At 72.1% G+C, this 16,174-nt stretch carries 14 protein-coding genes; 12 read left to right on the forward strand and 2 right to left on the reverse strand.

Annotation, left to right across the window (positions count from 1 at the left end):
- Window positions 1-134: 134 nt before the first annotated feature.
- A complete protein-coding gene (locus tag ABT297_RS22090) occupies window positions 135-827 on the reverse strand; it encodes a Crp/Fnr family transcriptional regulator (RefSeq protein WP_350552577.1) in 693 nt (230 codons plus the stop codon).
- A gap of 502 nt (window positions 828-1,329) precedes the next feature.
- Here ABT297_RS22090 and ABT297_RS22095 point away from each other — a divergent pair.
- From ABT297_RS22095 to ABT297_RS22150, 12 genes are all read left to right on the forward strand, one after another.
- Window positions 1,330-1,821 (forward strand): polyadenylate-specific 3'-exoribonuclease AS, encoded by a 492-nt coding sequence (locus ABT297_RS22095; RefSeq protein ID WP_350552634.1) that lies wholly within the window; start codon window positions 1,330-1,332, stop codon window positions 1,819-1,821.
- 127 nt (window positions 1,822-1,948) lie between these two features.
- Entirely contained in the window at window positions 1,949-2,587 is a 639-nt protein-coding gene (locus ABT297_RS22100) for a MerR family transcriptional regulator (RefSeq protein ID WP_350552580.1), read from the forward strand.
- Between the two features lie 117 nt (window positions 2,588-2,704).
- Complete coding sequence (locus ABT297_RS22105) at window positions 2,705-3,733, forward strand: 6-phosphofructokinase (protein ID WP_350552583.1); 1,029 nt, start codon at window positions 2,705-2,707, stop codon at window positions 3,731-3,733.
- 10 nt (window positions 3,734-3,743) lie between these two features.
- The gene (gene proC / locus ABT297_RS22110; protein ID WP_350552586.1) at window positions 3,744-4,604 is read left to right on the forward strand and encodes a pyrroline-5-carboxylate reductase; all 861 of its coding nucleotides are present in this window, start codon (window positions 3,744-3,746) and stop codon (window positions 4,602-4,604) included.
- Between the two features lie 987 nt (window positions 4,605-5,591).
- The gene (locus ABT297_RS22115; protein ID WP_350552589.1) at window positions 5,592-6,674 is read left to right on the forward strand and encodes an FHA domain-containing protein; all 1,083 of its coding nucleotides are present in this window, start codon (window positions 5,592-5,594) and stop codon (window positions 6,672-6,674) included.
- 363 nt (window positions 6,675-7,037) lie between these two features.
- Window positions 7,038-8,225, forward strand: a complete 1,188-nt coding sequence (gene tuf, locus ABT297_RS22120; RefSeq protein ID WP_350552591.1) for an elongation factor Tu — start codon at window positions 7,038-7,040, stop codon at window positions 8,223-8,225.
- A 116-nt stretch (window positions 8,226-8,341) separates the two neighbouring features.
- Window positions 8,342-8,857 carry a DsbA family protein gene (locus ABT297_RS22125; RefSeq protein ID WP_350552593.1) on the forward strand — a complete coding sequence of 172 codons (516 nt, stop codon included), beginning with the start codon at window positions 8,342-8,344 and terminating at the stop codon, window positions 8,855-8,857.
- Window positions 8,858-8,987: 130 nt separating this feature from the next.
- On the forward strand, window positions 8,988-10,028 hold the full coding sequence (locus ABT297_RS22130; RefSeq protein ID WP_350552596.1) for an acyltransferase family protein: 1,041 nt from the start codon (window positions 8,988-8,990) through the stop codon (window positions 10,026-10,028).
- An 81-nt stretch (window positions 10,029-10,109) separates the two neighbouring features.
- A complete protein-coding gene (locus ABT297_RS22135) occupies window positions 10,110-11,003 on the forward strand; it encodes a hypothetical protein (RefSeq protein ID WP_350552598.1) in 894 nt (297 codons plus the stop codon).
- A gap of 113 nt (window positions 11,004-11,116) precedes the next feature.
- The gene (locus ABT297_RS22140; RefSeq protein WP_350552601.1) at window positions 11,117-12,250 is read left to right on the forward strand and encodes a hypothetical protein; all 1,134 of its coding nucleotides are present in this window, start codon (window positions 11,117-11,119) and stop codon (window positions 12,248-12,250) included.
- Window positions 12,247-13,722: a hypothetical protein gene (locus ABT297_RS22145; protein ID WP_350552603.1), complete on the forward strand. Its 1,476-nt coding sequence runs from the start codon at window positions 12,247-12,249 to the stop codon at window positions 13,720-13,722. The genes ABT297_RS22140 and ABT297_RS22145 overlap by 4 nt, the downstream gene beginning before the upstream one ends.
- Window positions 13,719-15,002, forward strand: a complete 1,284-nt coding sequence (locus tag ABT297_RS22150; protein WP_350552606.1) for an AAA domain-containing protein — start codon at window positions 13,719-13,721, stop codon at window positions 15,000-15,002. Before ABT297_RS22145 ends, ABT297_RS22150 begins: the two co-directional genes overlap by 4 nt.
- A 10-nt stretch (window positions 15,003-15,012) precedes the next feature.
- On the opposite strand, the gene ABT297_RS22155 is transcribed toward ABT297_RS22150, so the two are convergent.
- A partial coding sequence (locus tag ABT297_RS22155; protein ID WP_350552609.1) for an endonuclease/exonuclease/phosphatase family protein occupies window positions 15,013-16,174 on the reverse strand: 1,162 nt, incomplete at its 5' end.

Consider the following 16,174-nt stretch of genomic DNA (forward strand, 5'->3'; position numbering starts at 1 on the left):
ATCCTCACACGTCGGCGGCCGGGGCGACCAGGTGTCCGAAATGGCACCCGGCACCCCGGCCGTCCAGTCTTGCTTTCCTGCCTGTTTTCCCTGTCTCCCCGGCTGAAAGGGCAGCGAGGCTCAGCGTTCGGTCATCAGCGTTCGGTCATCCCGGCCCGGCGGCGCAGCGCGCTCAGGTCGGTCACCACGATCCGCCGGCCCTCGGTGCGCAGCCAGCCGCGGCTGGCGAACGACCCGATCGCCTGGTTGACGCTCTGCCGCGAGCCGCCGGCCATCTCGGCGAGCTGGCTCTGGTTGAGCTCGATGGTGACCATCGGCGCGGTGGTCTCGCCGGCCAGGCGCACCAGCGTCTTGGCGACCCGTCCCGGCAGGTCGAGGAAGACGTGGTCGGCGTTCTGCTCGGTGAGCCGCCGGATGAGCAGCCCCAGCGAGCGCATGACCGCGTCGAGGATCCGAGGGTTGGCGTGGACCAGCTCGATGAACGCGTGCCGGGACAGTGCCAGGGCCTGGCAGTCCTCGATCGCCTCCGCCGAGGCCGAGCGGGCCGCGCCGTCGAGCAGCGAGACCTCGCCGAGCACGTCGGGCGGCCGGACGACGGAGAGGACCGCGCGCTCGCCGGTCGGCGCGGTCCGGAACACCATCACAGCACCGCGCTTGAGCACGATGAGCGACTCGCCCGGATCGTTTTCGACGAACAGCAGCTGGCCTTTGCGGTATGTCCGTGGCACCGCCGCCTGGATGACCCGTTGACGGACATCGGGCTCCAGACCACTGAACATTTCCACACCGGTCAGTGCGTCGCCGGGATCTGGCAGTCGACCCTCCACGGTCAAACTCCTCCCGGTTCAGCGTTGATCGGACTCGTGATCACGTTAGGTGATCGCGAGGACAGTACGGAACTTCTACCAGATCATGACGTGCGTGTCGGAGTCTGTACATCCCCCGCATCGGCTCACCGACAGCGCCCTCATGAGTCCGCAGGCAGGCTAGTGCCACCACGCGAACCGCTGGGGGGCGGGGGGCATGGCATGGTCGCGACCGGCCCTGGGTGGTGCGAGCACCCGGGTCCGGTCGCGGGTTCGTCGATTCGTCCGGTGCCGCGCAGCGTGACGGCGCATGACGCGCGGAAGCCGGCAGTGCAATCCCGGCGCGTGCATTCCGGTAGGACGCGGCGCGTGCCGGGTCGAGATCAACGGCGGCCAATTCGTCAAGGAATGGCTGCCGCTGCGGCGCGGGTCCGGATTCGAGGCCGCCCGTCCGGCCCGCCACGGCGGTGCCCCGCGCCTCGCTGTGATCACCGTTCGCCCATGGGGCAGGATGGGTGCGGTGGTGGCGTATCGGTACTTCTACGACTGCGAGTTCATCGAGGACGGCAGGCTGATCGACCTGGTCTCGATCGGCGTGGTCGACGAGCGAGGGCGCGAGTACTACGCGGTGTCGACCGAGTTCGACGGCTCGCGGGCGGTCCCCTGGGTGCGCCGCAACGTTCTTGACAAGCTCCCGTCCCCGGCCGACAAGGCCTGGCGCTCGCGCGAGCGGATCCGCGCGGAGCTGCTGGACTTCCTCACCGAGCCGTTGCGCGGCGGGGAGGCGGATGAGCTGGAGCTGTGGGCGTGGTACGCCGCGTACGACCACGTCGCCCTGGCGCAGCTGTGGGGCTCGATGCCGACGCTGCCGCGCGAGATCCCGCGGTTCACGAAGGATCTGCGCCAGCTGTGGGACGACACCGGCCGCCCGCCGCTGCCGGTGGCCGAGGGGCGCCACGACGCCTTGGTGGACGCCCGTCACAACCTGGCCCGCTGGCGCGTGATGCACGGCTGACCGTGCCCTCGAACGCCTCGACCGGCCGGGCCGTGGCGGGGGAGTGTTCGATGTCGGCGCCCATGGATAGCGGAGCTGTCTGCTATTGGTAAGCTAAACTATCCATAACAAGGTCGGAGGGAGCCTCATGCGCATCGCGGAACTGAGCCGGCGGACCGGCGTGTCCGTGCCGACGATCAAGTACTACCTGCGCGAGGGGCTGCTCCCGGCGGGCGAGCTGACCAGCCCGAACCAGGCCAGGTATGACGATGGTCACGTCCAGCGGCTGCGGCTGGTGCGGGTCCTGCTGGACATCGGCCGGCTGCCGATCGCCGCCATCCGTCAGCTGCTGGCCGCCCTCGATCAGTCCGACCCGGATGTGCATCAGGTGCTCGGCCGGGCGCTGCCCTCGGCGGCCGGCGGCAAGGACTCCATCGATCCCGAGGCCGCTCGGACCGCCCGGGTGCGCATCGACAAGCTCGTCGGCGAGCGCGGCTGGCTGGTCGGCCGAGACGCGCCCGCCCGGCAGGCCGCGGCCGAGGTGATCGCCGCGTTCGAGCAGCTCGGGGCCGACGTCGGGGTGCTCCTGGAGCAATACGCCGACGTCGCGGAGACCGTCGCCGGCCACGATCTCGACTTCGTCGGGCGGGCCCGGGACGCCGAGGGGATGCTGTATGCGGCGATGGTCGGCTCGATCCTGGGCGACTCGCTGCTGGCCGCGCTGCGGCGCCTCGCGCAGGAGCACGAATCGGCGAAGAAGTTCGGCATTCGCGGGGACGACTTCTGAGCGTTCAGCCAGAGCGACTACAGTGCGCTGTGAATCGGCAGCGTCGCCAGCGGGTATCTCCGGCTCGACCATGCCCATCGTCCGGTCGAGCACGCAACCAGGAAGGCAAGATCAAGCATGCGTATCGGCGTACTGACCGGGGGTGGCGACTGCCCCGGCCTCAACGCGGTCATCCGTGCCGTGGTCCGCAAGGGGATCTCCACCTACGGCCACGAGTTCGTGGGCTTCCGTGACGGTTGGCGCGGTCCCCTCGAGGGCATCACCCGCGAGCTGGGCATCGCCCAGGTCCGCGGCATTCTTCCGCGCGGCGGCACGATCCTCGGGTCGTCCCGCACCAACCCGTTCAAGATCGACGGTGGCGTCGAGAAGATCAAGTCGAACCTGGCCGACCTGGGCGTCGACGCGCTCATCGCGATCGGCGGCGAGGACACTCTCGGTGTCGCCAGCAAGCTGACCGACCTGGGCGTCAACGTCGTCGGCGTGCCGAAGACGATCGACAACGACCTCGGGGCGACCGACTACACGTTCGGCTTCGACACCGCCGTCAACATCGCCATGGAGGCGATCGACCGGCTGCACACGACCGCCGAGTCGCACCACCGCACCCTCGTGGTCGAGGTCATGGGCCGCCACGCGGGCTGGATCGCCCTGCACGCCGGCCTCGCCGGTGGCGCCAACGTGATCCTCCTGCCCGAGCGGCAGTTCGATGTCGAGCAGGTCGCCGGTTACGTCGAGAAGCGGTTCCAGACGCAGTACAGCCCGATCGTCGTCGTCGCCGAGGGCGCCCAGCCGCTCGACGGCCAGATGGTGCTGCACAACCAGGAGCTCGACGCGTTCGGTCACGTCCGCCTCGGCGGCATCGGCCAGTGGCTCGCCGAGCAGCTGGAGGCCAAGACCGGCAAGGAGGCCCGCACCGTCGTGCTCGGCCACATCCAGCGCGGCGGCACGCCGACCGCGTTCGACCGGGTCCTCGCCACCCGCTTCGGCCTGCACGCGATCGACTCCGTGCACGAGGGCGACTTCGGCAAGATGGTCGCGCTGCGCGGCACCGACATCGTGCGCGTCCCGCTCGCCGACGCGACCCGCGAGCTCAAGACCGTCCCGGTCGAGCGCTACACCGAGGCCGAGGTCTTCTTCGGTTCCTGATCCATTCCATATGTCGTACGCCTGGGGCCGCCTTTTGGCGGTCCCGGGCCGCTCATGGGGAGTCCCGTTGCACACCATCGCGGTCCTCGGCGCCGGCAAGCTCGGCGAGGTCCTGCTGTCCGGCCTGCTGCGGGCCGGCTGGTCGCCCGACCGGCTCATCGCCACCGCCCGGCGACCGGAGCGGGCCGAGGAGCTGACCCGGCGGTACGGCATCCGGGTCGTCGACAACGAGACCGCGCTGCTGGAGGCCGACGTGGTTACGGTCGCGGTGAAGCCGCAGGACGCCGGCACCCTGCTCGCCGACATCGGCCCCAAGATGCCCGAGGGCAAGCTCGTCGTGTCGCTGTGCGCCGGCCTGCCGACCTCCTTCTTCGCCAAGCACCTGCCCGAGGGCACCCCGGTCGTGCGGGTGATGACCAACACGCCGGCGCTGGTCGACGAGGCGATGACGGCCATCTCGGCCGGCTCGCACGCCACCGCCGAGCACCTCTCTCTGGCCGAGGAGATGTTTCGGCCACTGGGCCGCACGATCCGCGTGCCCGAGTCGCAGCAGGACGCGGTGACCGCGCTGTCGGGCTCCGGCCCGGCGTACTTCTACTTCCTGGTCGAGGCGATGACCGATGCCGGCATCCTGCTCGGCCTGCCCCGCCAGGTGGCGCACGACCTCATCGTGCAGACCGCGATCGGCTCGGCGGTGATGCTGCGCGAGTCCGGCGAGCACCCGGTCAAGCTGCGCGAGGCGGTGACGTCGCCGGCTGGCACCACCATCAACGCCATTCGCGAGCTGGAGAACCACGGCGTGCGCGCCGCGCTGCTGGCCGCCCTCGAGGCCGCCCGCGACCGCGCGCGGGAGCTGGCGGCGCAGAGCTGAGGGGGACTGTTCCTAGCCTGGCGCGCTGTTTCTAGCCTGGCGCGCTGCTTCTAGCCTGGCGCGCTGTTTCTAGCCTGGCGCGCGCTTCGCGCGGGCGCTGCCGGGGGGTTCCCACCCCGGAGCCCCCCATGCCCGCTTCGCGGGCACTTTTGGTTGCGCTGCGCTGTTTCTGGCCTGGCGCGAGCTTGGCGCGGCGCTGCCGGGGGTCGCGCCCCGGAGCCCCCCATGTCCGCTGCGCGGGCACTTTTGGTTGCGCTGCGCTGTTCCTGGCCTGGCGCGCGCTTCGCGCGGCGCTGCCGGGGTTCGCACCCGCTGCCCCGTGCCCGCTTCGCGGGCATTTTGTCGCGCTGAGCGCTCCTGGTGTCCTGGTTGCGGTTTCCTGTGGCGCCTTCGGCGTGGGGCACGCCGGGTTGATTCCTCGCTTGGCGCGGCGCTGCCGGGGCCCACCCCGGTCCCGCTGAGCGCTCCTGGCGTTCTGGTTGCGGTTTCCTGTGGCGCCTGCGCGGGTGCTGCCGGGGGTTCGCACCCCGGAACTCCTGTGCCCGATTCGCGGGGCTGTTCGGCGGCATTCCCGGGTACCCCGGCACGCTTCGGCTCAAGAGCTGGGTGCATACTCAAGGATCAGGCCATCGGCCACATGTCTGGTTGACGCCCACCGGCCGCCTTTCGCCGTCGAACGGCGGCATCGACGCGCATCGCCTCGCGGAGGTCGCCAGGGTGCGCGGCGGGTGAAGCTGTGTTCATTCAGGCGTTCATCGCTGTTGATCTTTCCAGCAATGATCTACCTTCATTACCAACAGTCAGCTGATGGATACGCACGACGCATAAGGCAACCCCCCGTGCCCCCGTCGTGTGTACCGCGCCCGGTGGCTTCCCAGCCTCCCCCCCGAGGTCCGCCGAGGGCGCGACGTAAGGCCCGCCGTCGACCGCAAAGGTGGTCGGCGGCGGCTTTGCGGCACACGGCCGGAACTGATGCAGAATGTTCCGGTGCGATTCGAAACGAGCCGAGCACTGGACGCGATCGAACGGCGACTGACGGTTGACCCCCTTGCCGTGGGTGGCGTCATCGACCTGGTTGAGGCGGCGCGCAGCGTCGATCTCGACGGCGGCCGCCCGGCCGCGTTGCTGCGCCTCGGCCAGTTCGTCGACGCCCTGAGCCGCAGGCTCGGCGACGGCGACACCGGCCTCTACGCGATCGCCGAGCGTGGCGCGATGTCCGACACCGACTTCACGTCCAACGAGCGCATGGTCCTGCGCCGCTGGTCCGACGACGGGCTGATCGAGATGCTGCCCCCGGGTGCCCGCGTCAACGCCCGGGTCCGCGAGGTCGCGCACCTCACCGGCGTCCCGGTGATCACTCGCTCGCCGCTGCCCGGGCACCCCGGCCTGGTGTACCTCACGACCAGCGCCCCGGGCGGCATGGCGCTCACGCTGGCCCCCGTGGTCGGCGCGTCGTCGCGGCCGCATCCGGTGCTCGCGCGGTACTGGCGGTGTCCCTCACCCGACTGCCCGGTGCTCGGCCGCCCGCCGGCCGCCGGTGCCGGCCAGGCCCCGCCCGCGCTGCCCAACGGTGCCCCGATCTGCCCGCGGCACGGCGACCGCCTGCTCGACGCCGGCCCGCGCCCGATGGCCACGATGCTCGCGGTGCGCATCAACGGCGGGGTCCGCACCCGGTTTCCGGTGAGCGTCGTGCGCCCGGTCGTGGTCGGCCGTGCCCCCGAGGACCCGAACGGCGTGACGATCGGCAACTGGCTGGACGAGGAGTCGAGCCGCCGGGTGAGCCGCAACCATCTGCGCTTCGAACTGCGCGACGGCATGCTGCTGGTCACCGACGTGAGCACGAACGGCGCCGCGGTGCTGGCCCGCACCGGCCCGACGGCCGCGCCGCGGGAGATCGAGCTCAACCGCGGCGAGCCCAAGGGGCTGGGCGAGTGGGACGAGGTCGAGATCTACCCGGAGATCACGGTGGGCCGCGCCGACCGGCCGCCGGCGGACGCTCCCAAGGGCAGCGCCCCCAACTCGGTGATGGCCGACGCCCCGACGATGGCGCTGCGCCTTCCGCCTCGCTGATCGCCGTCGCTCATCCCGAAGACGCTTGCCGACATACCCCCGGCGGGTATGTCGGCAACGTCACTGGTAAATGCGTTGCCAGCGGTTCCGGGGCCGCGCTACCTTTCCCATCGTGATCGCGATGACCGCCCTTCTGGAGCACGGCCACCTGGCCGGCTCGGCGGTCGCCTGGGCGCCTTCAGCGCTGGACGCGGCGCTAGAGGCCGGCCTGCGACGCTGACCCTCCTCCCGCAGCATCCTGCGGAACCTACGGAGGAGGGTGAGCCGGCCGAGCCGGACGCCCGCCCGTGCACACACCACGACCAAGGCCCGGCTCGCCTGAGGGTTCCGCGCATCCAGCCACAAATCCACTGTGGAGTTCAGATGGCCAAGCAGGCGTTCACGAGGAACAAGCCTCATCTCAACATCGGCACGATGGGTCACGTCGACCACGGCAAGACGACCCTGACCGCCGCCATCACCAAGGTGCTCGCGGAGCGGTACCCGACGGTCAACCGGTACACCTCGTTCGAGGGGATCGACCGGGCGCCAGAGGAGATCACCCGGGGCATCACCATCAACATCGCGCACGTCGAGTACGAGACGGCGGCGCGGCACTACGCGCACGTCGACATGCCCGGGCACGCGGACTACGTCAAGAACATGATCACCGGGGCGGCGCAGGTGGACGGGGCGATCCTCGTCGTCAGCGCCGTGGACGGGGTCATGCCCCAGACGCGCGAGCACGTGCTGCTGGCACGCCGGATCGGGGTCCCGTATCTCGTCGTGGCCATGAACAAGGCCGACGCGGTCGACGACCCCGAGTTGCTGGACCTGGTCGAGCTCGAGGTGCGGGAGCTGCTGAGCGAATACGGGTTTCCCGGTGACGGGACTCCCGTCGTGCGGGTCTCCGCGCTCAAAGCCCTCGCCGGCGAGCCGGCCTGGGTGCAGTCGATCGCCGACCTGCTCGACGCCGTCGACGAGCACGTGCCGCTGCCCGAGCGGGTGACCGGCGAGCCGTTCCTGATGCCCATCGAGAGCGTGCTCACGATCACCGGGCGCGGGACCGTCGTCACCGGGTCGGTCGAGCGCGGCACGCTCGTGCTCAACACGCCCATCGAGGTGATCGGGCTGGGCCCCACCCAGTCCAGCGTGGTCACCGGGATGGAGACGTTCGGCAGGCAGCTCGACACCGCCCAGGCGGGCGACAACGCGGCCCTGCTGCTGCGCGGCATCCGCCGGGGCGAGGTGCAGCGGGGCCAGGTCGTCGCGCTGCCCGGCTCGGTCGCGCCGCACCGGCGGTTCAAGGCCCACGTGTACGCGCTGACGACGAAGGAGGGCGGCCGGCACACGCCGTTCTTCGCCAACTACCGGCCGCAGTTCTACTTCCGTACCACGGACGTGATGGGGTCGGTGGACCTCGGCGACATCACGATGGTGATGCCCGGTGACACGGTCGACCTGACCGTCGAGCTCGGCAAGCCGATCGCGATGGACGTCGGGCTCGGCTTCGCGATCCGTGAGGGCAGCCGCACCGTCGGTGCCGGCACGGTGACGGAGCTGCTGGACTGACCGGACCGGCCAGCCTGCCGGACCGGTTGGCCTGATCGCAGATGGCCGTGCGGCCCTTAGGGGAATCCCTGAGGGCCGCACGCGTCATCCGGTGCGGAATGGGCACTATGCCCCGCATGAGCGCCCATCTCAGCCGCCAGCTCACCGGCGTGGACCACGTCCAGGGACGGCCCGGCGCGCCGCTCACGCTCGTGGAGTACGGCGACTACGCCTGCCCGGACACCGGCCAGGCGTTCGGCGTGGTGGAGCGCCTCCAGCTGCACTTCGGCGACACCCTGCGCTTCGCCTTCCGGCACTTCCCGCTGGTGGACGTCTACCCCCGGGCGATGCCGGCCGCGTTGCTGGCCGAGGCAGCAGCCGCCGCCGGAGCGTTCTGGGGCATGCACGCGCTGCTGCTCACCCACCAGGACAGACTCGAGGACGTCGACCTGGCGCGGTACGCCGGCCAGTTCGGCCTGCTGGACACGGGCGGGACCCGCGCGCACCACGAACGGGTGGAGCGTGACATGGACAGCGGGCGGGCCAGCGGGGTCGCGGGCACTCCGGCGTTCTTCATCAACGGGGCCCTGCACGAGGGTGAGTTCGGCTTCGAGGCCCTGGGTGCTGCGCTGCGGGCTGCTGACACAGGGTGACAAAAGGATGAACCATCTCGATTACCCAGTTCGTTACGGGCCGGGCACCCTAGGATCTTTGAGAATAAACACAGCCAATTTTCAGGCGAACCAAGGTTGCCCCTAAGGGTCGCAGGGCAACCTGTAGGGGATGCGGAACCGGTACGTAGACCTCCTGCGAGCCGTCGCGATCATCCGCGTGGTCACGTACCACACCGTCGGATTCGCGTGGCTCACCATCGTCTTCCCTGCCATGGGGCTGATGTTCGCGCTCGGCGGCTCGCTGATGGCCGCCTCGCTCGACCGCTCTGGCGTCAAGGCGATAGGCAGGCGGATACGACGGATCATCATCCCGTTCTGGGTCCTCGGGGTCTTCGCCGTGGTGCTCATGTCGCTGTGGGACGGCATGCAGTTCGGCTGGCGGACGCTGTTGTGGCTCGTCCCGCTCGACAACCCGCCGACCACCGAGCGCGGCGGGGTCTGGGTCAGCCAGATCTGGTACGTCCGGTCGTACCTGTGGTTCATCGTCGCCTCGCCCGCCCTGCTGTGGCTGTTCCGTCGCTGGCCGATCCCCAGCCTGCTGGTGCCGTTCGCCGCGCTCGTCGTGCTCTGGGAGACCGGCTACGGCACGGGCGGTGCGTTCCGGGACTTCGTCATGTACGCCCCCGCCTGGATGCTGGGCTTCGCCCACCACGACGGCATGCTGCGGCGCATCTCCAAGAAGGTCCTCTGGCCGCTGTGCCTGGTGATGGGCGGCATCGGGCTCGCCATGCTGTTCCAGGATCCAGGGCCCCGCGGGTATGACATGAACGACGCCCCGGTCGCTGACGTGCTGTGGTCGGTCGCCTTCCTGCTGATCGTGCTGAACGCCGCCCCCGCGGCGATGTCGCTCGGCGCGGCCGAGTCCGTGGTCGAGGCGGTCAACCGGCGGGCGCTGACGATCTATCTCTGGCACCAGGCGGCCATCACCTTCGTGCGCATGGTCGGCGTCTGGTTCGGCATCACCCTCATCGGCGGCTACCACGACCTCATCCAGCTCGCCCTGGTCGCCGCCCTGGTCGTGGTGGCGGTGTTCGGCCTCGGCTGGGTCGAGGACCTCGCCGCGCGGCGCAAGCCCCGGCTCATACCCGTGCCCGCGGGGGCACCGGCGCCGTCGCGACTGGAGGAGCGGCCCCAGCCCGTGCCCGCATAACCGGCGGAGAAGCAGAAGCAAGCGCGACACGCCGACACTGGTCTTTGCTGGAACTTGCTGGAACCGGCTACCGTGCCGTTCGTGTCCGAATCGATCTCGGCCCCTCACGATGCCTGGTCCGGGTCGGCATCCGCGGAGCCCGGCCGAGCCGGACCGGGCACAAGGATCGAGCTGCTCGAGCGGCGGATCGACCGGCTGCGCGGCGACCTGCGCCGCGCGGCCACCACGGGGGACCGGGCACAGGCCAGGGCGCTGCGCGCGGAGCTGCGCCGGGTCGAGCACGCATGGGATGCCGCACTCGCCGAGCTGGAGGAGCGGGCACCGGCGGTACCGCGGCAGCATCCCGCGCCGCCGATGCTCTCCATCCGTGAGCAGGTGCACCACGCGCTGACGCTGCTGACCGTGCCGGCGGCGCCGAAGCTCATCATCGCCGTGCACGACGCCTTCTTCCCGGGTGAGCTCGTGGCCGCCCGGCTGACCAGCCTGCGCCGCGACGAGGAGCGCTCGTTCAAGGTCGCCCCGTACGCCCGGCCGTACTACCTGTGCCCGGCGCTCAGCGCCGATCTGCTCTCCCCGGCGCGCGGGCTTCTGGCGATCTCCACCTGGCCGCTGGAGACCCGCGTGGTGGGGCCGCTGAGCGCCCGGGTCGACTTCCTCGTCGGCGCGATCAAGGTGGCCGAGCGGGTGGCGCAGCTGCCCGATGACGCGCACGATGCCGGTCAGGTTTCTGGGCCACGCCGGCTGCTGTGGCGCTTCGCCGCCGGCATCCCGGGCGCCGCGCCGGCCGGCGGGGGCGGCCTGGGCCCGGTCGACCCCGAGACCGTGGCCGGCCGGGCCCAGGCCGAGCTCGACGTGCACACCGAGGCCGACGCCGCGGACCGCGCCGCGGCGGCCGCCCGCGCGCACGAACGCCTCGACGGCGCCGAGGCGCTCTTCGGCGCCCGGCTGCAGCGACTACGCAGAACCGCGAACTAGAACCACCACTTCCCCGAGACGACTTCCCCGAGACGACTTCCCCGAGACGACTTCCCCGAGACGACTTCCCCGAGACGACTTCCCCGAGACGACTTCCCAGAGATGACGAACCCATGGACGCACTGGTAGACCGGCTGGACCGCATCCGCGGCACCGTGGCACCGCGCAACCACAACGCCCGCACCATCGCGGCGCTCACCAACAACCCCGGCTGCGGCCGGCGGGGGCTGATGGACGCGGCCGGGGTGAACAAGGGCGCCGTCGCCGGGCAGCTGGGTTTCCCCGCCGCCTTCGGCCAGTCTCGGTTCGCGATCTCGCGCGGCAACGCGTTCGAGACGCAGGTCAAGGCCGACGGCGCGGCCGAGCTGCTGCAGCTGCTGCGCGAGCGGCTCGGCCTGGCGATCCCCGAGGTGGCGTACGACGACCTGTCCAGCGTCGGCGGCAACGCCAGCCGCGAGGTGCGCTACGCCCGAACCCGCAGCCTGCTCGCGCGCGCCGCCGCGGAGCGCGACGACGCCGGCACGCTGTTCGACCACCCGATGCTGCGGCTGGACATCGCCGGCTACTACGCGTATCTGGAGCCCGACCTCATCGCGTTCCGGGTCGGCGGCCGCTTCCACGTGGTCGAGATCAAGTCGTTCGCCGTGATCGACGGGCAGGCCGACCCGGGCAAGGCGGCCGCGGCGGCCAAGCAGTCGGCCGTCTACGTGCTGGCGATGCGCGAGCTGCTCGGCGAGCTCGGGTACCCGCCGGACACCGTGTCGCACGAGGTGGTGCTCGTCTGCCCGGAGAACTTCGCCAACCGGCCCACCGCCACCCTCGTGGACGTGCGCAAGCAGCTGACCGTGCTGCGGCGCCAGCTGTCCCGGCTCACCCGGCTCGACAAGATCGTCGACGCGCTGCCCGCCGGGCTCTCGTTCGACCTCGCCTACGACGCCGACCACCTGGCCACCCGCCCGCCGGACGAACTGCGCAAGGCCGTCGGCGCCATCGACGCGCGGTACACCCCGGACTGTCTCGGCTCCTGCGAGATGGCGTTCTTCTGCCGTGACGAGGCGACCGGCTCCACCTCGGCGCTGGGCCGCTCCATCCGCGACGACCTCGGCGGCGTCGAGAGCGTCTCCACCGTGCTCGGCCTGGCCCGGGGCACGCTCACCCCCGGCGCCGGCCAGGAGGAGATCGCCGGCCTGCTGCGCCTGGCGCACCGGCTGCGCACCGAGTGCCTCGGCTCGGGGCGTTCTGAGTGAGCATCCTCACGGCGCTGGCGCGGGCGGAGGCCGTCGAGTCGGGGCGCGCGCAGCCGCTGACCACGGTGCGGCACACGCACATCGCGCAGTCGCCCCTGGTGCTGGTACCGCTGGCGCTGGCCGGCGAGGCCGCCGCGCCCGTGGCCGCCATGGTCGGCACCGCCCGCGACGCCGGCCGCATGCTCGTGGTGGCCAACCCGCGCGACCGCACCCAGCGCTTCGAGTTCGTTGCCGAGCTGGCACGGGTCGTCGTGAAGTATCTCGACGGCTGCTCCCGCTCGCTGGACGCGGGCCACACCGCGAAGGTCCGCTACGCCGAGGCCCCGCAGGTGCTGGTGCCCAACCGCGGCGGGATCGACTTCGTCCGGCTGCTCGGCCGTTCGACGCGATTCCGACGCGCGTACGGGCCGCACCCGGTGCACCGCAGCGTCCCGTTGCTCGGCCAGTGGCTCACGTTTCTGCGCGAGCGCGCCGACCACCCCGGCTCGGCGATGCTGCTGGCGATGACCGAGGTGCTCAGCGAGCACTGGGCGACCGGGCAGAGCGGCCTCGAGGACGCCAACCTCGCCGCGCTGCTCGGCTGGATCGACCCGCCCGCCGGCCTCGACGGCGCGGCCGCGGCGGCTGCGGCCGAGGACCCGCTGCGCTGGCCGCCCGCCGGGCCGAGCACCGACCCGACGTTCGACAACGAGGTGCTGGCCCCGGCACTGGCCGCCTATGCCCGCGCCGCCGACCCGCAGGCGCAGAGCCGCGCGCTGGCCGCGCTCACCGCCGCCCTGCAGGAGCAGCTGGAGCCGACGTGGGGCCTCATGTGGCGCGCCGTGGACCTGCTGCGGGCCCGGCCGCCGGGCGCCTCCGTCGAGGGGCGATGGGCAGTCGATCGCGATGTGTTCACGGTGTACCACATGGCACTGGCCGAGGGCACCGCGCTGCCCCAGCCGCGGCGCGACAGCGCCGTCGCCGCGGCCGGGCGCCTCGACCGGCTCGAGCGCGAGCAGGCCCGGTACGAGGCGCAGCGGGCCCTCGACGATCCGCTGATCATGGCCGAGTTCCGGCTGTCCGGAGAGGCGTTCACCGGCACCGTCGTGGCGGCCTCGCCGCACCGGGTCGACACGTCGGGCAAGAAGGCCGCGCTGCGCCCGCACATCACCGTGCAGACCGACGACCCGGTGCGCCTGGAGCCGGGTGCGCTGCTCGTCTCGCCGGCCCGGCTGGCCCAGCAGGCGATGGTGGTCTCGGTCTCGTCCGTCGACGTCGTTCTCGAGCTCAGCAAGGGCATGGGCCGCTCGACGAAGCAACCGGCGCCGGGTTCGGTCCCGGAGGTGGGGGAGCTGGTGACGTACGGCCCGGTCAGCGACGCCTACCAGCCGCCGGGCCGGTTCCCGAGCCGCCAGGACACGCCCTGGACCCACGGCGGCCCGCCGCCGGACCACCAGGCCACCGACTCCGACGCCGCGGAGGACTGGTCATGACCGTCATTGAGGAGATCCTCGACGACTTCGGGTCCTCCGCCGGGCGCGGGGTGGTGGTCGACTCGCCGCCCGGCGCCGGCAAGTCGACCCTCGTGGTGCGCGCGGCGCGCACCATGGCCGAGGCCGGCGAGCGGCTCATGGTGGTCGCGCAGACCAATGAGCAGGTGGACGACCTCATCGACCGCCTCGCCGGGGTCGCGCCCGGGCTGGAGATCGGGCGCCTGTCGGCCTCGACGTACGTGCCGGCGCAGCGCGTCATCAAGCACGGCTCGGTCACCGTCAGCGGCGCCGTCTCGGACGTGCAGAACAGCGCCGTCGTCATCGGCACCGCCGCGAAGTGGGCGACCGTCACCGACGGCACGTGGGAGCGCGCGATCGTCGACGAGGCCTACCAGATGCGCTCCGACATGCTCCTGCGGGTGGCCGGGCGCTTCTCCCGCGGCCTGTTCGTCGGCGACCCCGGGCAGCTCGACCCGTTCTCCGTCGTCGCCGTCGAGCGCTGGGCCGGCCTGTCCTGGGACCCGATGCAGAGCGCCGTGGCGGTGCTGCTGCGGCACAACCCCGGCCTGCCCGTGCACCGCCTGCCGGTGTCCTGGCGGCTGCCGCCCTCGGCCGCGGCCGTGGTCTCCGCCGCCTTCTACCCGTTCACCCCGTTCGAGGCCGGCACCCGGCCGGCCGACCGCAGCCTCGAGTACTCCGTGCGCGCCATCGGCGGCGACCCGCACGTCGAGGCCACGCTCGAGACCGCCCGGCGCACCGGCTGGGCGCTGCACGAGCTGCCGGCCCGGCACACCGTGCGCACCGACCGGGAGGCGGTGGCCGCGATCGCCGCGATCGTGGTGAGCCTGCTGCGGCGCGGCCCGATCGCGTACTCCGAGCACGCCCCCGAGGGCCGCCCGGTGACCGCCGACCGGGTCGCGGTGGGAGCGGCGCACCGCGACCAGGTCGCCGCGATCCGTCAGGCCCTGGCCGACACCGTCGCCGCCGACGTCACCGTCGACACCGCGAACCGCCTGCAGGGCCGCGAGTACGACGTGACGGTGATCCTGCATCCGCTCTCCGGCCGCCGCGACGCGAGCGCGTTCCATCTGGAGGCCGGCCGCCTGTGCGTGCTCGCGTCGCGGCACCGCCACGCGTGCGTGGTCGTGGCCCGGGCCGGGATCGCGGAGCTGCTGGACACGCACCCGTCGGCCGAGCCGGTCCATCTCAACGTGCCGGTGCGCTTCCCCGACGGCTGGGAGGCCAACCAGGCGATGCTCGCGCACCTCGCCGCCCTGTGACGCAGAACGTTCAGGCGGGCAGTGCGAGCGTCGCCGCCACCAGGGAGTGGTCGGATGTGACCACCGTGCCGACCGTCACCGAGGTGCAGGTCAGGCCGCGCACCAGCACGTGGTCGATCTCTTGCGCCGGGCGGTCGGCGGGGAAGGTGCGCACCGGGCGGAACGGTGCGAAACCGTCGGAGTACCCCGCCTCCGCGAACGCCTCGAGCGACCGGCTGCCCGGTGCGACGTTGAGGTCGCCCGCGACGAGGGTCGGGCGTGAGCCGCCGAAGCGGGTCGCGAACGCCGCGATCTCCCCGACCTGTACCAGCGGCTCGCCGTCCGGCGGCGGCTGGATGTGGGTCGACACCACGGCGATCTCGCGGCCGCCGAAGGTCAGCACGGCGCCGAGGGCCTGGGCGCCCGTCGGGGCGCCGTCGGCGGTGAGCGGCAGCGACTCCACGGCGCCGACGGGCAGGTTGGTCAGGATCGCGTCGCCCCACACGGCGTCGGCGGCGGGCCCGAAGACGTACCGCATCCGCAACGCCCTCGCCAGCACCGCGAGGTCGTCGTGGCCGCCGTTGAGCAGCCAGGCCCGGTCGACCTCGGAGAGCACCACGACGTCGGGGCGCTGCGCCGCGATCGCCCGCGCGGCATCGGCCGGACGATAGGTTCCGTCAAGACCGAAACCCATCCGGATGTTGTACGCCACCAGCCTGATCGACGCCCCGGACCCCTCGGCGACCCTCGGCGGCACCCACGCGCCCGCCAGCGGCACGAGCAGGCAGACGGCGCCGATCGCGGTCCAGCCGGCGCGCGACGGCGCGCGGGGCAGCGGGGCCGCGGCGGGGTGGACGGGCCGCAGCAGCGAGGCCCCCGGCAGCAGCGCGACCACGGGCAGGATCCACTGGTTCGGATACCCGATGTCGTACGCTGCGTAGTACGCGATCGCCGCGACGGCGAAGACCAGCATGCCGCCGGCGGCCGCGTACCCGCTCCGGTGCGCCGTGCCGGCCGTGCTGGCTGGACTGGCTGGGCTCGCTGAGGCCAGGCGCAGCGCGAGCGCGAGGGAGGGGGCCCCGAGCAGCAGCGCGAGCCACAGCCGCGCCGGCGAGCCGAAGTCCCAGGCGAAGAGCGCGGCCGAGGCGACCAGCAGCACGGCCGCGGCGGCGCGGGCGGGCCGGCCGGACGGC

This window comes from Dactylosporangium sp. NPDC000555, from assembly GCF_040300025.1.
In the GTDB taxonomy this organism is placed as follows: Bacteria; Actinomycetota; Actinomycetes; order Mycobacteriales; family Micromonosporaceae; genus Dactylosporangium.

Excerpts from the sequence above, each read along its gene's own strand:
- ABT297_RS22150 (WP_350552606.1), top strand. The coding sequence starts at position 13,719 with ATGACCGTCATTGAGGAGATCCTCGACGACTTCGGGTCCTCCGCCGGG.
- ABT297_RS22125 (WP_350552593.1), top strand. The coding sequence starts at position 8,342 with ATGAGCGCCCATCTCAGCCGCCAGCTCACCGGCGTGGACCACGTCCAG.
- ABT297_RS22130 (WP_350552596.1), top strand. The coding sequence starts at position 8,988 with ATGCGGAACCGGTACGTAGACCTCCTGCGAGCCGTCGCGATCATCCGC.
- ABT297_RS22100 (WP_350552580.1), top strand. The coding sequence starts at position 1,949 with ATGCGCATCGCGGAACTGAGCCGGCGGACCGGCGTGTCCGTGCCGACG.
- tuf (WP_350552591.1), top strand. The coding sequence starts at position 7,038 with ATGGCCAAGCAGGCGTTCACGAGGAACAAGCCTCATCTCAACATCGGC.
- ABT297_RS22140 (WP_350552601.1), top strand. The coding sequence starts at position 11,117 with ATGGACGCACTGGTAGACCGGCTGGACCGCATCCGCGGCACCGTGGCA.
- ABT297_RS22105 (WP_350552583.1), top strand. The coding sequence starts at position 2,705 with ATGCGTATCGGCGTACTGACCGGGGGTGGCGACTGCCCCGGCCTCAAC.
- proC (WP_350552586.1), top strand. The coding sequence starts at position 3,744 with ATGTCGTACGCCTGGGGCCGCCTTTTGGCGGTCCCGGGCCGCTCATGG.